This is a genomic window from Fictibacillus sp. 5RED26 (assembly GCF_015903895.1).
In the GTDB taxonomy this organism is placed as follows: Bacteria; Bacillota; Bacilli; order Bacillales; family Fictibacillaceae; genus Fictibacillus; species Fictibacillus phosphorivorans.
The window spans coordinates 1-20,312 of the sequence record NZ_JACZDU010000003.1 but is presented as its reverse complement, the minus strand read 5'-3'; the positions used below and the strand labels follow the sequence as shown (position 1 = coordinate 20,312).

General features: G+C 38.9%; 21 protein-coding genes. 15 read left to right on the top strand and 6 right to left on the bottom strand.

Annotation, left to right across the window (positions count from 1 at the left end; translation table 11 throughout):
- Positions 1 to 76: 76 nt before the first annotated feature.
- Complete coding sequence (locus IHV10_RS12750) at positions 77 to 658, top strand: GNAT family N-acetyltransferase (protein ID WP_197130122.1); 582 nt, start codon at positions 77 to 79, stop codon at positions 656 to 658.
- Between the two features lie 87 nt (positions 659 to 745).
- Positions 746 to 1,609 carry a phosphotransferase family protein gene (locus IHV10_RS12745; protein ID WP_197130120.1) on the top strand — a complete coding sequence of 288 codons (864 nt, stop codon included), beginning with the start codon at positions 746 to 748 and terminating at the stop codon, positions 1,607 to 1,609.
- Between the two features lie 339 nt (positions 1,610 to 1,948).
- On the opposite strand, the gene bla is transcribed toward IHV10_RS12745, so the two are convergent.
- The gene (gene bla, locus IHV10_RS12740; protein ID WP_197130117.1) at positions 1,949 to 2,875 is read right to left on the bottom strand and encodes a class A beta-lactamase; all 927 of its coding nucleotides are present in this window, start codon (positions 2,873 to 2,875) and stop codon (positions 1,949 to 1,951) included.
- Positions 2,876 to 3,136: 261 nt separating this feature from the next.
- Between bla and IHV10_RS12735 the strand changes: the two genes are divergently transcribed.
- From IHV10_RS12735 to IHV10_RS12690, 10 genes are all read left to right on the top strand, one after another.
- Positions 3,137 to 3,520: a DUF4871 domain-containing protein gene (locus IHV10_RS12735; protein WP_370568948.1), complete on the top strand. Its 384-nt coding sequence runs from the start codon at positions 3,137 to 3,139 to the stop codon at positions 3,518 to 3,520.
- Between the two features lie 195 nt (positions 3,521 to 3,715).
- Positions 3,716 to 4,186, top strand: a complete 471-nt coding sequence (locus IHV10_RS12730) for a hypothetical protein (RefSeq protein WP_197130111.1) — start codon at positions 3,716 to 3,718, stop codon at positions 4,184 to 4,186.
- 97 nt (positions 4,187 to 4,283) lie between these two features.
- Positions 4,284 to 4,928 (top strand): type A chloramphenicol O-acetyltransferase, encoded by a 645-nt coding sequence (gene catA / locus IHV10_RS12725; protein WP_197130108.1) that lies wholly within the window; start codon positions 4,284 to 4,286, stop codon positions 4,926 to 4,928.
- Positions 4,929 to 5,095: 167 nt separating this feature from the next.
- Entirely contained in the window at positions 5,096 to 5,590 is a 495-nt protein-coding gene (locus IHV10_RS12720) for an Lrp/AsnC family transcriptional regulator (RefSeq protein ID WP_197130106.1), read from the top strand.
- Positions 5,587 to 6,759, top strand: a complete 1,173-nt coding sequence (locus IHV10_RS12715) for an aminotransferase (RefSeq protein ID WP_197130104.1) — start codon at positions 5,587 to 5,589, stop codon at positions 6,757 to 6,759. Before IHV10_RS12720 ends, IHV10_RS12715 begins: the two co-directional genes overlap by 4 nt.
- 143 nt (positions 6,760 to 6,902) lie before the next feature.
- Positions 6,903 to 7,400 carry a DinB family protein gene (locus tag IHV10_RS12710; protein ID WP_197130102.1) on the top strand — a complete coding sequence of 166 codons (498 nt, stop codon included), beginning with the start codon at positions 6,903 to 6,905 and terminating at the stop codon, positions 7,398 to 7,400.
- Positions 7,401 to 7,413: 13 nt separating this feature from the next.
- The gene (locus IHV10_RS12705) at positions 7,414 to 7,881 is read left to right on the top strand and encodes a DinB family protein (RefSeq protein WP_197130100.1); all 468 of its coding nucleotides are present in this window, start codon (positions 7,414 to 7,416) and stop codon (positions 7,879 to 7,881) included.
- Between the two features lie 177 nt (positions 7,882 to 8,058).
- Positions 8,059 to 8,331, top strand: a complete 273-nt coding sequence (locus IHV10_RS12700; RefSeq protein ID WP_066394788.1) for an autorepressor SdpR family transcription factor — start codon at positions 8,059 to 8,061, stop codon at positions 8,329 to 8,331.
- Positions 8,328 to 8,978, top strand: coding sequence for an SdpI family protein (locus tag IHV10_RS12695; RefSeq protein WP_197130098.1), 651 nt, complete (start codon positions 8,328 to 8,330; stop codon positions 8,976 to 8,978). Before IHV10_RS12700 ends, IHV10_RS12695 begins: the two co-directional genes overlap by 4 nt.
- Positions 8,979 to 9,105: 127 nt before the next feature.
- Positions 9,106 to 10,284, top strand: a complete 1,179-nt coding sequence (locus tag IHV10_RS12690; protein ID WP_197130096.1) for a hypothetical protein — start codon at positions 9,106 to 9,108, stop codon at positions 10,282 to 10,284.
- Between the two features lie 48 nt (positions 10,285 to 10,332).
- Here the strand turns inward: IHV10_RS12690 and IHV10_RS12685 are convergent, their stop codons facing one another.
- From IHV10_RS12685 to IHV10_RS12665, 5 genes are all read right to left on the bottom strand, one after another.
- Entirely contained in the window at positions 10,333 to 11,877 is a 1,545-nt protein-coding gene (locus IHV10_RS12685) for a SagB family peptide dehydrogenase (protein WP_197130094.1), read from the bottom strand.
- Between the two features lie 32 nt (positions 11,878 to 11,909).
- Complete coding sequence (locus tag IHV10_RS12680; protein ID WP_197130092.1) at positions 11,910 to 13,850, bottom strand: TOMM precursor leader peptide-binding protein; 1,941 nt, start codon at positions 13,848 to 13,850, stop codon at positions 11,910 to 11,912.
- Positions 13,847 to 15,721, bottom strand: coding sequence for a bacteriocin maturation protein (locus IHV10_RS12675; RefSeq protein ID WP_197130089.1), 1,875 nt, complete (start codon positions 15,719 to 15,721; stop codon positions 13,847 to 13,849). The genes IHV10_RS12680 and IHV10_RS12675 overlap by 4 nt, the downstream gene beginning before the upstream one ends.
- Before the next feature lie 338 nt (positions 15,722 to 16,059).
- Entirely contained in the window at positions 16,060 to 16,362 is a 303-nt protein-coding gene (locus IHV10_RS12670) for a hypothetical protein (RefSeq protein ID WP_197130085.1), read from the bottom strand.
- A gap of 495 nt (positions 16,363 to 16,857) precedes the next feature.
- Positions 16,858 to 17,742, bottom strand: a complete 885-nt coding sequence (locus IHV10_RS12665) for a DUF4240 domain-containing protein (RefSeq protein WP_197130082.1) — start codon at positions 17,740 to 17,742, stop codon at positions 16,858 to 16,860.
- Between the two features lie 205 nt (positions 17,743 to 17,947).
- On the opposite strand from IHV10_RS12665, the gene IHV10_RS12660 reads away from it, so the two are divergent.
- From IHV10_RS12660 to IHV10_RS12650, 3 genes are all read left to right on the top strand, one after another.
- Positions 17,948 to 19,144 (top strand): metallophosphoesterase, encoded by a 1,197-nt coding sequence (locus IHV10_RS12660; protein ID WP_197130076.1) that lies wholly within the window; start codon positions 17,948 to 17,950, stop codon positions 19,142 to 19,144.
- 193 nt (positions 19,145 to 19,337) lie between these two features.
- Positions 19,338 to 19,979, top strand: a complete 642-nt coding sequence (locus IHV10_RS12655) for an HNH endonuclease family protein (RefSeq protein WP_197130073.1) — start codon at positions 19,338 to 19,340, stop codon at positions 19,977 to 19,979.
- A gap of 55 nt (positions 19,980 to 20,034) precedes the next feature.
- Positions 20,035 to 20,277: a hypothetical protein gene (locus IHV10_RS12650; RefSeq protein WP_197130069.1), complete on the top strand. Its 243-nt coding sequence runs from the start codon at positions 20,035 to 20,037 to the stop codon at positions 20,275 to 20,277.
- Positions 20,278 to 20,312: the final 35 nt, after the last annotated feature.

Here is a 20,312-nt window from a genome sequence, read left to right as displayed (position 1 = left end):
TGCATTTTTTAATAAGTAGAAATGCTCTTACTGCTTTTCATAATTAATCTAAAATAATAAAGGCGAGGAAGATACGATGAACCCCTTGTTATTAGATATTCCTTTACAATTAGAAACGGAAAGACTAATTCTTCGAGCACCACTTCAAACTGGAGATGGAGAGACTGTGCACCAAGCCATAAAAGATTCGTTTGATGAATTAAAAGCGTGGCTTTCACTCTTTCAAGAAATCCCTAGTGTTGAAGAAACCGAAATACTATTAAGAAATGCTCATATACAATTTTTAAAAAGAGAAGATTTTCGTTTTCTTATGTTTGATAAAGATGGAGGGAAGGACTTTATTGGAACAGCTAGCCTACACAGGATTGACTGGGATATTCCAAAATGTGAGATGGGCTACTGGATTCATACAAAACATAGCGGACATGGATATATGACCGAAGCTGTAAAGGAGTTAGTTAACTTTGGGTTAAATCACCTCGCATTTAAGAGGATTGAAATAAGATGTGAATCAAGAAACGTTAAAAGTCGCTCTATACCAGAAAAACTTGGTTTTACATTTGAAGGTACTTTAAGGAATGATGACCTATCGGCAGATGGCAGCATGCTGACAGACACTTGTATTTACTCTAAAACAAATGAACCCAGCTTGAGTTAAAGGTAATTAATTCAAGTCTTCAAGAAAAGGGTGCTTAAATGAAGCACTAAATAATAAATGTTAGGTTGAAAAACAAGGAGTATACTAATGAATGATTATATTGAACGTATTCAAGCAGTCTATCCTGAACTTTTAATTGAGGATGTTTATCCTAATGATATTGGTCAAAATAACGATGTTTTAATAATTAACAATTCTCTTGTATTCAGATTTCCCAAGTACGATAAAGGAATTGTAAGTTTAATAGAAGAAACGAAAATCTTAGAACTTATTAGGGGCACAATATCCATCCCAATTCCATGTCCAAAATATCAGTCATTTGACCTATTAGAACCTGGTAAAGTATTTACTGGTTATGAACGTATTGAAGGTGATCCTTTTTGGAATGAACATTTAGTTAGAGTTGATAATGTGGATTCAATAAAATTTGCAAAACAACTCGTAACATTTTTAATTGAAATTCATTCCATATCAAAACAGAAGTTGAATAGGGATCTAGAATTAAAAGATCGTAACCCTTATGAAGAAATGAAAGAACTCTTTAAAAATATACAGGACAAGCTCTTTCCGTTTATCAATGAAAAAGCTCAAAAGGATATCTTTTATTCATTTGAGAGTTTCCTTAATAATGAAGAACATTTAAAAACGACTCTTATACATGGAGATTTTGGAGCTTCGAATATCTTATGGAACTCCAAAAATTGTGAAATTTCAGGGGTCATAGACTTTGGTGGTACCCGTATTGGTGATCCTGCCTTTGATTTTGCAGGAATACTATCAAGTTATGGTGAGGATTTCTTTAACAAGTGTATAGACCTTTATCCAAATGGTTCAGAAATAGCTCAGCGTGTTACATTTTATAAGAGCACGTTTGCTTTACAAGAAGCGTTGCATGGTTTGATAAATAACGATAATCGTGCCTTCGAAAACGGAATAAAAGAATATCTCTAAGAATACGGTGGCTTAATGAACATAGTTTTTTAGCTTAGTCATTTTTTATTTAACATTAGGGTGCGATTCTAGAGAAGTAAAATGCACCATTATAATGCTGTAGTTAATAATTAATTTGAAAGGTGGGATTATGATAAATAATAGTTTCTGGTACCCTTTTAAACGATTGATAGAAAAAAAGTTTATCATAAGAGCCTCCTTCGTTTCGAAACAGAAAATATCTTATGAACTCTTCTATTCGTACAACACAGTTTAAAAGAGCAAAGAAAAATGCAAGATAAAAGTTATCCTGCATTTTTTAAAACGCTTATTTACTTCATCCTTTGGACGTAACCTTTGTTATTTTTTTACTTTAAGAATCTTTATTACTTCTTTAGTTGCTTCAGCAATAAGCTTGTCGTTATAATCAGCATCTTTTTGATCACGACTGGAAAGTACAGCAAGAACGATAGGGTCACTTTTTGGCGGCCAAATGATCGCAATGTCATTTCGCGTACCATATGATCCTGCCCCAGTCTTATCAGCTACTTCCCACCTTTTTGGCACTCCTGCTCGAATTAAGGCATCTCCAGTAGTATTTCTCTTCATCCAATCTATTAATAGTTCGCGTTTTTCTGTTGGGAGTATATCTCCCAGAGCATATGCTTGAAGACTAGTAGCAAGTGCTCTTGGTGTACTTGTATCGTGAATCTCACCGGGATTAACTTCATTTAAATCAGGTTCATAGCGTTTAGGGTAGGTAACATAATCACCAATTTCCTCCAGTGATCTTTTAAATCCAGTTGGTCCTCCCAGTTGTTTAAGAATAAGGTTTCCAGCAGTATTGTCACTGTATCGAAGAGAAGCATCCGAAAGCTCTTTAAGAGTCATCCCGGTATCAACATGCTTTTCGGTAATCGGACTATAAGTAACAAGATCCTCGCGTGTATAGGTAATTGTATGATTAAGGTCTTCTATTGATTTCTGTTGCAATAGTGCTCCTACAGCTAGAGCCTTATGAGTAGATGTATAAGCAAAACGTTCATCTGGATGATAGTTTACGGTTTGGTTGGTACCAGTATCCAAAGCATAGATTCCAAGTTTCGCATCAAATTTTTCCTCAAGCTTGGAAAAAACATGATGATTTGCAGTTCCTTGTTCATCGGGTCTTGTTACTTTGGCATCAACATGGCTGATTGAACCTACAAGAGTTGCACTAGAAAGAAATAGAACAGGGACAATTTTTCTAAAAGTGGATGAACGAAATATGTTGCTCAACGATTTCATAAAAATTCAACCTCTTTCTATTAATTATTTTCTTTCAAATAATAAATCTATGATAACTAATATATCAACAATGAACATAAATTGTAATCAAACTTAAGTATTGAAAACTAGAACAATAAGAATGTTCGAGTTTTATATGGTTACTCTACCAGGCGGTGCTGTAGAAACAGGAGAAACTTTAGAAAAAGCAGTTATCCGTAAAGAAAGGGGGAATCTTGTCTGAGAAAAGTCATTTTTATAATTATATGTATCTTAGTCCTTGTGGCATGTAATCAAGATAGTTGGAAAGAAAGTACCTTATTTGAGTCTGGTAGTTATACGATGATTGGTGAAAAAGATAAGATAGGTTTTATTTACGATGACTCAGAAGTCACTAGATTTTTCCCTAACAAAGAGCAGAAGTATATGTGGCATTTGTGGGAATCTGAAGACTTACCTGGTAAGCCGTTTAAAGTTATTGCCACATCACAAAAAACAGATGAAGAAGTGTCTCTTGTAGATTCAGTTGTAGGCGGATCAAACAATGGAGCTGATGCACATATCCCTTCGATGATGTCACTGCCTCATTCAGGGATGTGGAAGTTGAATGCGTACGTTGATGATAAATTGTTTGGTTCAGTTTATGTTAAAGTGCATAGTAATTAACGAATTATATTCCACTGCGGGTGCATTTCTTCAAGAAGGAGAAGTGCATTTTTTATTGAATGTTGTTAAACATATGTACAGAATCATTAAAGGAACTTGACAAACTTTTTAATCGTTTTAAACGGTTTAGGTAAAGAAAATACTTTCTAATAATTCATTTTTGTTCAAGGTTAGTAAGGAAAGGAAATATTAAATATGAATAAATCCAAAAGCGTAACCTTTCTAGCAACACTGCTTCTTACTCCTTTTTTGTTAACAGGCTGTATTGGTGAAGATTACTATGAAAGTCCTCCAGAAGCATTTCTTCAGGTGGGCGATGAGCTATATAAACTTAAAGAAGGAAATCGAAAGTGGAACTTTACTGAAGGTGAATATGATAAAGAATACATAAGTTTAAAAGAAGTTGCTGCAAAAGAAAAGCAAATTTCCGTTAACCCTGGAAGTAGCGGGTTTTTAATCATTGAACAAAATGAGATCGAAGGAATGAATCCATATTCGGGAGTAAGTATTGGTGTAGTAGCTCGAAAAGGTGAGGATCTCACAATGTTAAATGATGCTGACAAGACTTTCTTTTTCCCTAAAGAAAAGGGTAATTATGTTCTAGAGATAGACTTTGATTCTGATCAAGGTGATACGGAGTTCGTTGCTAATATTAAAGTAGAATAACTAGTGCACTCAGTGAAATTTGAGAGGTGAGAAAAATGGTGAAAGCAGATAAGTAAGCCTCCTGAAACTTAAAAAAATATTCCAGGAGGCGAAATACATGACATTTCATGCAATCAATAAAAAGAATTGGGATAGAACTCCATATTTTGAACACTATTTACGTCAAAAATGCACCTTTAGCTTGACCGCAAATATTAACATTACAAGGTTACTAAAACAGGTTCAGAAAAAAGGCATTACGTTTTATCCGACTTTCATTCACATGGTTAGTAAAGTTGTTAATTCTCATAAAGAATTCCGCACCTGTTTTAAGGATGAAACACTAGGTTATTGGGAAGAGATGCTGCCGAGCTATACAATCTTTCATAGTGATAACAAATCGTTCTCGAGCATTTGGACAGAATATTCCAATCATTTTGATCGTTTTTACAAAAACTATAATGATGATATAGAGCGATATTCTAGCATAAAGGGGTTATTCACGAAACAGAATGAACCACCAAATTCATTTCCGATATCCATGATTCCTTGGGTTAGCTTTACAGGATTCAACTTGAACATAAATGAGGGAAACAGTTATTTGTTACCGATTATAACAAGTGGAAAATATTTTAAACAGGATTCGACAATATTGCTTCCATTATCTATACAAGTGCATCATGCGGTATGTGACGGATATCACGCTAGTATTTTCATAGAAGAGTTACAGCATTTAGCTGACGATTGCTATGAATGGCTTTAAATAGAACCAGGGTAAGAGCGTTACAGAGCTACAATGTATGATACGGAGTATTTGTATTGTAAATAGAAAATCTAACAGATATCCATTTATTAAATAATTTCCAAGTGGATTAAATTATAGGGTTTGTTATAATGGTCTGCATATTCTACTAAAAGCGAGTGATTGATTTGGATTCTACAGAACGTGAATTATTGCAACTCATTGAAAAAAATGGACGTCTTGAAACAGCAACAATCGCAAGGTTAATGGGAATTACAGAGGATGAAACAAAACAAATACTAGACAAGCTTGAAAAAGAAAAAGTGATTCTAGGCTATTCGGCCATTATCGACTGGACGAAAGGTACCGAAGACGGTGCTGTAACAGCTATGATCGATGTAAAGGTCACACCAAAACGAGGTGTTGGCTTTGATAAAGTGGCGGAGCGAATTTACCGTTTTCCTGAAGTTAAAGCGGTATATCTCATGTCCGGCGTTTACGATTTGTCAGTATCGATCGAAGGGAAAACGATGGCGGAAGTTGGACGATTTGTTTCGGAAAAACTCTCGACTATCGATTCAGTCATTTCAACAACCACTCATTTCATTTTAAAAAAATACAAACATGACGGCCTTGTATTTAGTGATAATGATGAGGATAAACGAATTGTGGTGTCACCATGATTACTGAACCCACTTCTAAATATCTATCAAATACCGTGCAATCCATCCAGCCATCTGGTATCCGTCGTTTCTTTGACCTTGCTTCTTCTATGGAAAACGTTATTTCCCTTGGTGTCGGTGAGCCGGATTTCGTTACACCATGGAATGTGATTGAAGCAAGTTATCACTCGTTAGAACAAGGCTATACGGCTTATACAGCTAATGCAGGATTGTTTGAGCTCCGAAAAGAGATTTCTCGCTATATGAAAAGACGGTTTGGTGTTATGTATAGTACTGAAGATGAAATAATCGTTACTGTCGGTGCTTCACAGGCTATTGATATAGCATTGCGAGCGGTCCTTAATCCAGGAGAGGAAGTTATTGTTGTAGAACCAAGTTTTGTCTCCTACGCACCAACAGTTACTCTCGCCGGTGGTGTTCCTGTGCCCGTAAATACCTACAGTGAAGATGATTTCAAGCTTCAGCCTGAACAAATCGAAGCGGCTATCACTGACAAAACGAAAGTGCTTATGTTGTGCAGTCCGAATAATCCAACAGGCACTGTTTTATCTAAAAGTGATTTGGAGAGGATTGCGGAGGTAGTGGAGAAGCATGATTTGCTCGTTATTTCAGATGAAATATATGCTGAACTTACGTACGATGAACCGTATACGAGTTTTCCTGCAGTGAAAAATATGCGTGACCGCACGATCTTAATTTCTGGATTCTCAAAAGCATTTGCCATGACGGGTTGGCGCTTGGGCTTTGCCTGCGGACCTAAGGTTATTCTGCAAGCTATGCTAAAAATTCACCAGTATACGATGATGTGCGCTCCTACGATGGCTCAGCATGCTGCCCTTGAAGCACTCGTTAACGGGCAGAGAGATGTAGTGAAAATGAAAGAAAGTTACCGGCAGCGCCGTAGTTTGGTCATTCATGCTCTAGAGGAGATGGGTTTATCATGCCATGTTCCAGGTGGTGCATTTTATGTATTTCCTTCCATTGAAAAGACAGGACTGTCATCGGAAGAGTTCGCCGAACAGCTTCTGATGAAAGAACAGGTTGCCGTTGTACCAGGCAGTGTTTTTGGAGAGAGTGGAGAGGGGCATGTTCGCTGTTCCTATGCGACCTCTGTGCAAAAGCTTGAAGAGGCAATGCGCCGAATTGACCGGTTTTTACAAACGTTATAAGCATTTCTTTATCGAAGATGCATTCCTAGCACAAGGAATGCATCTTTTTTAACGAGGTTAACGTCATATTCTTAAACCCTTTAAGAAGGAAATCTACTTAACGATAGGGAAGTATTCGTAAGTTCAAAAAGGAGAGTGAGAGTATGAATTTGTTCAGAACTCAGTATGATTGGGTACGTTCAACGAGAGAGACTCTTTTTCAATATTGCGAGACATTAGATCCAGCTGATTATGAAAAGAAACTTGAAGGGTTTAGTGGTGAATCTGTTCTCAGCCTACATGCCCACGTAGCAGGTTGTTATCAAGGATGGCTCGGTGATCGTGCTCTTGGAAAGTCACTTCCAGAAATTACTCCTGAGTCCATACATAACGTTCAAGAGATGCGTGAGCTTTTCAGAAAAACAGATGAGTTGGTTTATGAATTTCTCGACAAATTTGAAGACAATTGGGATCACACAATAGAAGTGACATTTAGAAATGGCAGTCAAGCAGACTTTACAGCATTGTGGTTATTTACGCACACGATGACTCATGAATTCCATCACAAAGGACAGATTGTGAAGATTGGCAGACAACTTGGATACGCCCCGCCAGATACAGATCTCGTTGAGCCTATGATAAAAAATCCGACAAATCATTAGGAGGGTTAGTAACTTGAGCCGAGCAGAATTCTTACTGGATGTACTAGATTCGACATTTGATAAAGAGAGCTGGTATGCCCCGCTCAAACCAGCTATAGAGGGATTAACGGCTAAGCAAGCGAGCTTTAGACCGCCGGGCGTAGCAACGAAATCTATCTGGGAGAACGTCAATCATCTCATTTATTACAAAGAACGACTTGTTGCCACGTTGGAAGGACAAGAATGGACGCGAATTGATGGAAACGATACCTTTTTTATCACCAAACAAACGGAAGACGATGATGACTGGTATCTTACCACTAATCGCGCAGAAAGCGTACACAACAAGCTCAAAGGCTTACTAAGTGAGATGAGTTTAGAAGAATTAAAAGAGAATGGATTAGAAAGTGATCTCATTGATATCTTTCTTCATGATGCCTATCATACTGGTCAAATTATGCTGTTGAGAAAAATGCAGGGATCTTGGCCATCGCATCGTTAAATCAGAAGAATATTCCTTGAAGTAAGCACATTTATTTAACTAATAAATGTGCTTATTTTTATTGAACACATTTTACTGAAATGATTGACACAAAGGCAGAATAAACATATTATGTAATTAGATATTTAGACATTTATCTAAATATCTAATAATGGGGAATCATCCTGAGGTGACAAGATGTCTCTTAATGAAGCATTTAAAGCATTATCCGACCCAACCCGAAGACAGATCTTAACGCTGTTAAAAGAAGATGAACTAACCGCAGGAGAGATCGCTTCACATTTTGACATGCAAAAGCCAAGTGTATCTCATCACTTGAAAATCTTAAAGCATGCTTCGTTAATCGATGATGAGAGAAGAGGACAGCATATCTATTATTCTTTAAACACAACAGTGTTTCATGAATTAATGAGCTGGTATTTTACATTTACAACGAAGGAGGAAAAATGATGAAAAAGTATGGATGGAGTTACCTTCTTATTGCACTTAGTATACTGATCGGTGTATTCGCTTATCCTTACCTGCCTGATCAAATGCCGATGCATTGGAACATCCATGGTGAGGTGGATGGATATTGGGATAAGCAATATGCTGCATTCTTTCCACCACTGTTAATGATTGTTTTGATGGCGTTGTTTATCTTCATGCCAAGAATTGATCCGAAGAAAGAAAACTACAAGAAATTTTCTAGCAGTTATACGATTTTTATTACGATTATGAACGTATTCTTCTTACTTCTTCAATCCATGACCATAAGCTATGGTTTAGGTGTTAATATAGACATCTCATTGGTTGTGAACTTAGGTATCGGGTTACTTTTTATCGTACTCGGAAATTATTTGCCACGAATCAAACACAACTACTTTATCGGAGTACGCACACCGTGGACGCTTGCGAACGAAAAGACATGGAGAAAGACGCACCAATTGAGCGGGAAGCTCTTTGTAGTTGCAGGAATTTTGCTTGTTGCAATATCTTTCTTGCCAGGCATTTATAAATTTACGGGCATGCTCGTTGTGGTTCTATCAACTGTTCTCATCGCAACCATTGCATCTTATGTTTTTTTCAATCGGTATAAGAATTTAGATAGCAACTAGAGTTAGATATTGAAGACATCTTCAAGTGAAGGTGTCTTTTTACATGCTCTTAACGCATTTAGGGGTACATGCATAGAATAAACACATATATGTTTGTTCTAAATTGAACGGTAAAGAGGAGAAGAACATGAACGAACCGAATCATAGCATGCATTGTACGTGCGCGTTATTGAAAACACTGAAAACGGGCACTTCTATTTCCATACTATTAAAAAACACATCCCTTCCCATCGTGATAAACTTTCAAAATTATGATGATCGAACAGGATGTGTTTCAGGAATTTTAAGAGATGGCAGAGTATTTGTCACTAACTGTGATTGTATCGCAGGCATATTTCTTAGCCCGGTTCCGCCACTAGCATGCCAAGTGTTAGCCTATGTTACAAATACAGGTGATAACACAGTATCTGTTATTGATACGGAAACAAATACAACGATTGATACGATATCAGTTGGAGAGTTACCATTACTTGTGGCGCTATCACCTAATGGAAGAAGAGCTTATGTAACTAACTTTACTAGCAATACCGTTTCAGTTATTGATACGTTAACTAATACAGTAATTAACACCATAGATGTACCTGGAGGTCCCACCGGAGTTGCTGTGACTCCAGATGGAACGACTGTTTATGTCACAAATGCAAATGATGGAACACTTACTGCAATCAGTACAGTCACAAACTCTATAATTAACGTATTTCCCGTAGGAAATGCACCTAGTAATCCAGTTAATATAGCAATTTCTCCTGATAGTCTAACAGCATATGTGACTGATCAAACACAAGGAACACTATCTATTGTTGATCTTGTTACGACCACACAGACAGTTATTACAGTTGGTGCAATTCCTCCTGCTGGTGCTTTTGGGGTTGCAGTAACTCCTAATGGTGCAGAAGTTTATGTTACGAATAGTTTTGAGGGCTCTGTGTCCGCAGTTGATACAACGACACTAGCTGAAACCCTCATACCGGTAGGAATTGTACCAGGAACAAGTGCTCCTTTAGGAATAGCCATTACTTCAGATGGTAGCACTGCTTATGTCGTGAATTTAAGTGATCCATCAATTTCTATCATAGATACAATAACGAAAAGTGAAACGACGTTACTTACGAGTCCTGATTTAGATCTTCCAGCAAATATCGCGATTACTCCAGACGATAAATTTGCCTATATAACTAACAATAATTTTGGTAGTACTACAGTAGTTGTTCTTGATCTTACAACAAATACATTCGTTGGAGAGATCACTGTAGGTCTTGAGCCTTTTGGTATCGCGATCGGTACGGTTTGTCCAAATCAGCTATAATCTGTCACTATAGAACGCTAAAGCCTGCAGCACAATCGCCACAGGCTTTTACATATTTAACGGACTTTGTAGTCGTGCTGGGGGCAGGTGGTAACCCACTGGAATCTGAAGCAAACTCGTTCTTTCATATTCTCCTAGTTGGAACAACTCATCATACCAAGGAACATCGAACCCTAGAACAGGATGACCATTCATGTTTCGTGCAGAGGCAGCGAGAAGTAATTTATGAGATAGGATACCCACTTCCATGTGCTGAATCCGATGCCCTCGATAACCGTACAGTTCCTGGTAGTGGTTGTTGCTGCCGCTAAAATTAAAAGAAAGAGGGATCTGCGCCATGTTCACAAAATCGGAAAGCAGTCCATTTTGTTGAGACATCCGATAATCTCCGTGTGAGATTTGCTTTATCTCATGAGTAGAATTACAGAATTCATACATACCGTTAGAAAGTCCAACTACACCATATGAAGTAAAGCGTAAGGAAACACGGGACGTTAAGAGTGAAAGATCTTGATCAATATCGTTTCGATAGTTACTCATTAAAGTAAGTTCATTTAAAAGGTGTGTTAGAGTTTCGAATTGTAGTGGTTTTAATACAAAATCTTGTCCTGGGGAATATCGATCTTTGCATGTTTTTGAGAACGAATAAGTTAAATCGTTGGTTTGCGGTACCTTTACAAGAGAAGAATCATTATTGATTGAACGCTTTTTATCATTAGTTAAAGCATGCAACATACATGCTTGATTCATTTTGAGCAGCATGGGATAAGGGCGAACAACCTTTGACTTCATGTAATGTTGATGATGTATGGGTTCAAGCTTTTCACATAGTTTTGCTGAGGTAATCTGAACGTCTTTTATATCCTCAAACCATTTCATTTCATTGTCTATGGAGAGAGGCAGAACAGCATACACACTTTCTTCATCCTCATGAACCCCAAGTAGATGGTTGATAGCTCCATCTAAAAACTGATAATAAACTCCAGTCGCAAAGTTCTTACGTTTTCCGACTTCTAACATCTGGCCAAGCAAAAAGCCTGCATCGAGTCCTTGAAGACGGTATGAAAAGTTATGATATTTAAAGAAGTTCTTCCAAAAAAAAGTCGATACAAATACAGCTGCAAAACATTTGGACATATCGCAGCGATTTCCTAAAGCATGATTCAAATACTCATCAAAGTTGCCTTCACGCAAACAAATTAACGAATGATGTGCAGCATCGTAATGATAGATGCCAGTGGGTATTTCTTGGAGTTTCAGATACAGATAAACTTCACTCGGATAGAGTGCACCCCCAGAAGGAACGTAGCGTCGATAAGTCATCCACGTTTCCACTGAATCCATGGAAAGATACGACTCACTCAATTGCGTAATTCCATAGGAATACCAAAGAAATTGACTTAGATCAGCTAGCGTTGGATGAGTACTAGGTGAGTGCGTGTCAGAAAAATTTCTGGTTAATTCAACTTCAGGCAGATCTGTTGTGTACAGTTTATAGGGAAGCGGGGCATCTTCCCAGTTCACTTCCCAATCGGGAGGCGTGATCTTAGCGGTCTCGTAATGAAGGTTGTATAAAAACTTATCGAGGTTCATGTACAATGCCCCTTTCTTTCTATCGTACAGTTTTAAGGAAACGGGTGAGGGTGTGGATTCAATTCGTTCGGTGATAACGGTTGTTTCACATATCCGAGCTTCATCGGAACCGTGAGGACACGATCCAACCCTTGTAATCGAATAAGATGATGTCCGAACGTCATCGGCAGCATGCCAGGTATGATGACTTTTACACAATGTAGGCCGTTTCGTTTTAATTCTGGTCCAGTTTGATCCACAACGATTATTTCAAGATTTAGTTTCTTAAAGATTTTCAGCACACTATTTAGGTCCTCTAAAAGATCGTCAGTTTGACGAACCGGTTTGAACTCTTCTTCAAAGTCTCGCACCTTCCGCTTATCTAGTAAAAAATATAATCGTTTCTCTGCTTCCTTTAAGCCGTACACCATCGAGTGATCTTCCATATGACGAACTAGACTAGAGTCTTTATACATCTTTTCGTATTTCTTACGGTCTTTCAGAAAGCTTTCTTCCATATTAAGAAGCATGCCAGAAAGCTCTTGAACAGCACCTTTGGCTGCTTTAAGTGGATCAAGATGGGCACCAGCTGCACAGAGCAAATTTAAGCCATCGTTCTTCGTATTCTTTGCCATCGCCCAAATGCTTGGAATTCTGTTTTCAGTAGTAGCATTAAATAATTGAACCTCAAACCCTGTCACATGGAGGATGCGTTGAACCATGAGCTGAAGCTCCCAGTCATCAATTGATTTCATGTCAAGACGCGGAATAGGCAGTTCACCGTACCACGTCATAAGAAACGCATCGCGTTCCACGATCTCGAAGATGCCATAAAGAATGGCTTCTTCTAAACTACCACCAACTGCACAGCCATTTGAAGTCTCATAAACGAAGCCTTCTCCTCCACCCATGCTGTAATAGGCGAACGTTTCAGGCACTAATGCAGGGCGATCTTCAGATAAGGAATATCCCCACACCCAGTGGATCGGTCGATCTGGATCAAACGGTTGAAATGGAAAATGGTGCTGACTGTATTGTTCCTGTGCATGAGTTCCGATTGATAGGGGATTCATTGCTACATTTTTCACTTTGTTGTATGGTTCGTAAACGATTGTTCGTTTTCCTCGTGGCGCATAACCACAATACCGCTCAAGTCCTTCTAAAATACCCGCTTGTTCACTATGCACATACGAATGTGTCCTGCCGGCATTCAGTTCATTACCAGAGAGCAAAGGCAGGTTTACAACAGTGTCGGCGAAAGGTGAGATCAAGTCATATCTTTTAAAGTTGAGAAGACCCGTACGATTATCTAAATAATCTCGACTTAATACGTTTTGAAGGTCATCTATCGAACGGCAACGATAAACGTCTCGAGAGATTTTCGGACTAGATTGAAGAGAAACCATAGCATGATCATCGGTATCAAGTAGTATGTCACCACATGTTTCACAATACGGATCTGGTAAAAAGAAATGCTTCGAAAGTTTGAACGTTTGTAGGTTCATCAAGTATACGTGTTCATGGGTGAGAGGAGTACCAACATGCATGAGACGCTCGACCTCATCACAAATGAGGGCAGCTGTCTGGTTGATTGCGAGATTAGTAGCCCAAACATCTCGCGGTAATTCTTCTTTTGAACATTGATAGTCTTTCATGTGAAAATGTTCTCTACGATCTTGACCGGTCATGAAAAAACGTAGATCCGCGCATTGTGAGCAGCCTGGTTGATCTGGCTGAACGAGTGGACCAACATGTGCTTCACCAAAGAATACAAATCCTCGCAACCATGGAATATTGCTGTTTCGGAACAATTCTTCTGCTTTAACATGCTGAGCCGGATTCCAGCTATCATGAAGGACTAATGCTAGTTTTTCATTATTGATTTCAGCATCTTCCACCGTTTTAAAACGAGAGATGTGACAGGCTTCATATAGTTGTTGGTAGACTTCGTTTGCTAAACTACCATTTCCTATCAAAATGATTTTTTGAGTCATGATTGAACCTCCGAAGAGAGTGTGATTCCAAACATGCCAGAAGTATTTTCGTTCAAAATGGGTTCTGCATGTAGTGTGTAAAACGTTGCGTTGCAGTTGTTGTTCTTTAACGTTTGTAGAGCTGATGCTAATATTTCTGTTAGTGGTACTTCTTTTGTTTCTGAGAGGGTAATCGTTTGAAGTCCAGTGGTTGAAATGGTAGCTGATGACTTTATGCATTTCTTACTTGAAATTTCTTCGTTATTTTGCCGATCCATAAGTGCTCCTTGAAGTGCGTTTTGTAACGCACGGTTCTCATCTAGACCGATAGAGCCGAAACATTTACCATGCTGCTGAACCCATACCACTGGAAAACCATGAACTTTCTTTCCTAAAAAGAGCTTGATTTCATCACTAAGAGTTGATAGTGCTCCAATCAAAAACGTGGAGTATGAATCTTGAATGGATCTCGAATCAATTTCTGCAGAGACTTGCATTTTGTTATGAGACTCCATGAAAATTTCTTGTAGCTTGTTTTGCAGTGCTCTACACATTCCTTCTGCTGCAGACCGGCCGGTACCAACACTCATTTTATCGGGAGAATGATGAAATAACTTCTTCACATACGTTTCAAGTCCAGTTAGACCTGCTTCTAGTCGGGCATCTTCGTGTGTTCTGCCTGAGGCTGTGATAAGTTCTGGCTCACTTTCACCGTAACGGTCTGCCACTTTTACTCTGCACTGTGATAGTGGAAGCTGGTTTAGATCTTCTTCTTCAAACAAACGGAATAATCCGGTTTCCCTTGATGTAATTTGATAAAACAACGAGTGCAGATCAAGTTCTCGGTTGGGTGAATCTTTTAAAAACAAGTGAGGGTCATCGACCTGATCAACCTTCATTTTTTTGTTTATGAGAGGGTGAGGAGAAACCGGATGCCAGCTTCCTTCTAATGTTTCCACGTTCAGTTGATAGATGGAGTTTTCAGAATTTTCCTGTACGCCGGTTATCTTTTTAAACAACATAAAAACAGCGACGTTCGCAAGCAGGCTTGAAGCTGTTCGCGATGATATGGATTTGTTTCCCTCGCTGCGTTTTTTGTTTAAGCGTAAAGAAGCTGTTTTCCAGCATGCTGAAGAATCTGATAAGACAAAAGGACCTACAAAAGCTTGATTGTTTTGTAATGTAATAGGTAGAAATGATATCGATTGTTCCCTGCATATATTTTGAATCATAGAGAGTATGTCTGTGTTCACATCTCCGTTTGCATAAAGAACATAATCAACGTTTGATAGATCTTCTTTACAGCTGTTTTCATTAAACGGTAAGAGTGTAATGGTTGATTCGGGCTCTTGCTTTGTTGCAACCTTTATTTGTTCTTGCAGTATTTTAGTTTCATTTTGGTTTACCGTACTGTGAAAAATTGTGAAAGCAGGAAGTCCTGATTGTAAAAGTGAAGCTGTGAGAGAAGTGAGAAGTGGACCACAGCCTATTAGAGCGACTTTCGATTCACGATAGTTTTGAAAACGATGCGCGCCAGAGTGGCTAAGGTGATCAATAAATTCAATCTGTGAAGCATATTTTTCTAAAAGAGCAGGAGGTAGCTGATGTGGAAGGTCCTGACTTGTATCGCGAACAAAACCATTTTTATATAACACTTCAGCGATCTTAAAGACTTGCTCTTTATATGGATCAGGCAGCCCGTCCGTAATTTCCTCCATGGACCGGTTACCATCTAACATAGGAATTAATTTTTGCAGCCATTGCTCGATCGTATTTCCGTCCATTTGTATAGAAGTCACGTTATTACGGAGATAAACGCCGCCGTTATTTTGTGGATAGACGAACGTGTCTCGGTTGATTTTCAAACACATCGAGAGAGTGACGCTTGGCATAATACCCCTCCTAACCTAATGCTCATCATCTATACCTATGGATTCTGCTTGTCCGTTATGTCATATGATTAATAAGTAATTGAGTAACGTGAATATAAAACCAATTACCGTGAATAAATTGCTATTTACCGTGAATATATTGCGGATTACCGTGAAATTATTTTGAATTACCGTGAATATATGTATGTGTGTCATTTTGAAAAATACATTTGTAGGAATTGTCCACTTGAGGTAGACGAAACCATGTTTGTAGGGGCGAGAAAAATTAAATAGAGGACTGATGCTCAAAAACTTGAGCAAAGCCCCCTGAAATTTCTTCGAACAATGCATTTATCTGATTATCTGCCTCCGCAACGTCCGCCGCATCCGCCACAGCGTCCACCGCAACCACCACAACGTCCTGCGCAGCCTCCGCAACCGCCACAGCCTCCACAACGACCAGCACAACCGCCGCATCCTGCGCATCCAGCACAACCTGCGCAACCACCACAAAAGTTAAAACAGATTCCTATTACACAGCCTGGAACGATAAGACGAGGGTCTTGTGCTTGCTGTTCTTGGGGATGATGTGGCTGACCGCCACTAACTTGAAAGTCTCCAGTACTTAATCCATCCAAATTCCATTGGTGTTTATTGTCCAATACAAACACCTCCTTGTTTTTTGTCAGATCTAGAACGAGTAGAGAATCTCTGCTCAAATTCCTCATAATAAAATATGGATACAGTCTGTCCACCGTTACAGGATTGGGTGCTGGAAATAGAAACAGCCTGTGTTTTTGGGAAAACACAGGACGAGAGCGAAGATATATGATTATAATGTGATGGTGAACGACTATTTTTGAGAAAAAGAGTTGGAGAAAGTCACTTTTTGCGTTTGAAAGAGAACAGTGAGTTGTAACTAGAAGAAAATGTGTAATTATGCTCCATTTTAGTGGCTTGTTCTTATCAACAATACATACCATGTAGGGTATTCAACCACTTTATTCAAGAAATTTATAGCGTTAATCCATAAATTTCGTCAATAATTCCACGAGTTTGAATAATAATTCCACAAGTTTCAATCGTTTATCGACGAGTTGCTAAATCTCGACAAATTTCGCGTAAATTATACCCCTTAGCTAAAGCACTTAGTCACGCTATTTCCAACCCTTGCGATTGGAGAATGTTTCATAATCACAACCCGTTTCATATTCGAAGTCTTTACCTGTGCGAAGCTCGTATGCTTCAGAAGCTAGATCTAGTAGGGGCTCACACGTATCGTTTTCAGGCATATGTATAGGGTTCTGTAATACCAATTCATAAAAGTCTCTTCCTTTGGTAATGACAGCGCATCGAAAGTATAAAAATAAATCAACCGAAAAATGCTTATTTTCGTCCTTATAGGAATAAACTCCAATGTTTCGTGCGTGTTCTTCCGTATCTAATTGAAAGAGTTTATAAGACAAGGTTTCTTCAAACTGCTTAATATTCCGTACACCTAGTACTGCTAACTTCTGAATGGCAGCTTCTATATCTTCATCATCTACTAAAGAGATGATAGACCAAAACATTTCTTCACTCATCATTTTCTTGGGTACTTGAACTTTAGCGAGTGATTCTCTCGCCATTCGTTCTTCATCTTCCTGCATCTCTTTTTCAAAGTTTTCTCGATCATGTTCCCAGCGCCATTCATAATAAGATTCTATTCCCGTTTCTATATCCCAATCGCCACTATAACTGGGAAAGCGGCGTTCTTCTTTCATCTGAATATGACCAATAAAAATTAACTCTTTAGGTGGTTTACCATCAACAATCGATCCCGCATTTTGCCCATCAAAGAAAAACCGATTTTGGACTAGCGTTTGTTTTAATTTTTCATCATCAATGTTAGGAAGTCTATCACTAATATAAGGAGTGGTTACGAGAGTTGTAGATTGTTTTTGTCTATCAATAATTCTGATTGCTCCATAGCGGCCATCTGGTAACTTGACGGCATACACGTTGCCAACAGAGGTGGGAACATTTTTATTAGATTTATACATACAAACCTCCAAATGAAACACATTTTATCGTTAAGGGTATTATATATCCATTTCTTCAACTTTGTGGGGGCCTAAAATTGTAAAATCTCTCAACAACCACCCTCACACAACATTTACACCAATCAAACACTACCTAAAAATAGCCTTGCTACTCTTAATCTTGTAACAAACAATCCAACATAAATAAATACGGAGGGGTAGCAAAATGAGTTCTAAACAAGTGAATCGTCGTGATTTTATTAAGATAGGTGGAGCGAGCACGTTGGCATTAACACTAGGTTCGCTCGGTGATACATCCAACTTATTCACTGAAAAAGCCCATGCAGATCGAAAGGAAGAGAAAGTGCTAAAGTTTCATTCGGATGGAAAATTCAAGGTCGTTCAGTTTAACGATACACAAGATGATGAGCGGATCGACCGTCGTACGATTGAGCTGATGGAAAAAGTGCTAGATGCTGAGAAGCCTGACTTTGTGGTATTGAACGGAGACGTAATTACGGGTGGATGTGACACAGAACTAGAAATGAAACAGGCGATGAACAATGTTGCTGGACCGATGGAGAAGAGAGGCATTAAGTGGGCCATTACATTCGGAAATCATGATGAGGATTCTACCCCAAAAAGCGGTGTGGATGAGAGTAAGATGCTAGTATTCTACCAATCTTATAAACACAATGTGAACGAGAAGGGAGCGAAGCACATCACAGGAACTGGGAACATGAACCTTCTTGTTTGGGACACGAAAGGAAAGAAGCCTGCTTTTAATTTCTGGTTGATGGATAGTGGAAGATACGCACCAAAAGAGATTGCGGGTCAAAATTTTGAAGGTTATCCAACATGGGACTGGGTTCGTTTTGATCAAGTCAATTGGTACAATGAAACATCTCAAAAAATCGAAAACCGTTTTGGATTTAAGGTGCCTTCTCTCATGTTCATACACATTCCGCTTTGGGAGCACCGTTATATGTGGTATTCGAGTGTAGATGGCCGAACTGAAGCTGATCATTCACGAGCAGTGAACAAACATCAGATTACAGGTGAGAGAAATGAAGATGAGTGTCCCGGTCCGATCAACTCTGGATTATTCTCAGCGATGCAGCATCGTGGTGATGTAAAAGGAGTCTTTTGTGGACATGACCACATCAACACGTATGCCGGAAACTATTATGGCATTATGTTAGGTTATGGCGGAAGCGCTGGATTTGGAGCGTACGGACTTCCTGGGGAAGAGAAGAATCGCCTCCGTGGAGCGCGTGTCTTTAACTTGGATCTGAATCACGAAAACGTTCTTAAAGAGACACACATGGTGTTTGCAAAAGATTATGGAATTGACTTATCGCCAAACGACCAAAGCATGGAACCGGCTCCTTTACCAGGAGAAAAACAGCCTGCGATGCAATAGTGGAATAACACAAAGAGATAATTATATTTTACTATAATGCTTTTCGTGAGTGGAATTGTCGTAGAAAATCCAGACTATCCACCTATATCTAAGGTCTAGATTATGTTTAATTGATTTAAAGGTAATGCCTTTTTCTTAAGAGATGTTATAAAATTATAACGATTCAAAAAACTACATATTGGAGGATTTAAGCATGTTGAAGAAATCGATGTTGTGTTCGTTTATTTTTACTCTGGTGATGTCTTTTGTCGTCGTATCATCTGATGATAATCAAAAGGCATGGGCGCTACCGCCAGGAACGCCTACTAAATCTGCTGCACAATCTCAGTTGAACGCATTAGTGGTTAAGACAGAAGGTTCAATGACTGGCTATTCTCGCGATCTATTTCCACACTGGTCGAGTCAAGGTGGAGGATGTGATACACGTCAAGTTGTTCTTAAGCGTGATGCTGACTCTTTTAGCGGAGATTGTCCAGTAACATCCGGTAGCTGGTACAGCTATTATGATGGTGTAACGATTACGAATCCATCTGACCTTGATATTGATCATGTTGTACCCCTCGCTGAGGCTTGGCGTTCTGGTGCAAGTAGCTGGACAACAGACAAACGTGAGGATTTCGCGAACGATCTTACTGGTCCGCAACTTATTGCCGTGACGGCAAGTTCTAACCGATCAAAAGGTGACCAAGATCCATCAACATGGAAGCCAACTCGGACTGCAGCTGGTTGTGGATACGCAAAATGGTGGATTCAAACAAAGTACAACTGGGGCTTAAATCTTCAATCAGCAGAAAAAACACAACTACAAAGCATGCTTAACACTTGCACGTATTAATCAATTTAGAGTATAAACAATGTACTAACTTGTTTAATAGAAAGGAGCTGCTCCAATGGAAGAGAAATCAACAGTCTTTACGGCAACTCATGGCGTAATGACTACAGAGGTGGGTGTGATCAGCGGAGAGCTCGAGCTTAAGACAAGCTGCAATGAACAAGGTATTCTGAACCTCGCTATCACATACGCGGGGGCAGCAGAGTGGTATACACTACCTGGTGAAGAGTATCAATTGCATGATCCACGAGATCACGAGGTTATTCACCGTATGCTGGCTAAAGTGCTGGAACGTGCTTAGTAAGCTTAATCAATTGATTCGTAGAACCGTCTTTA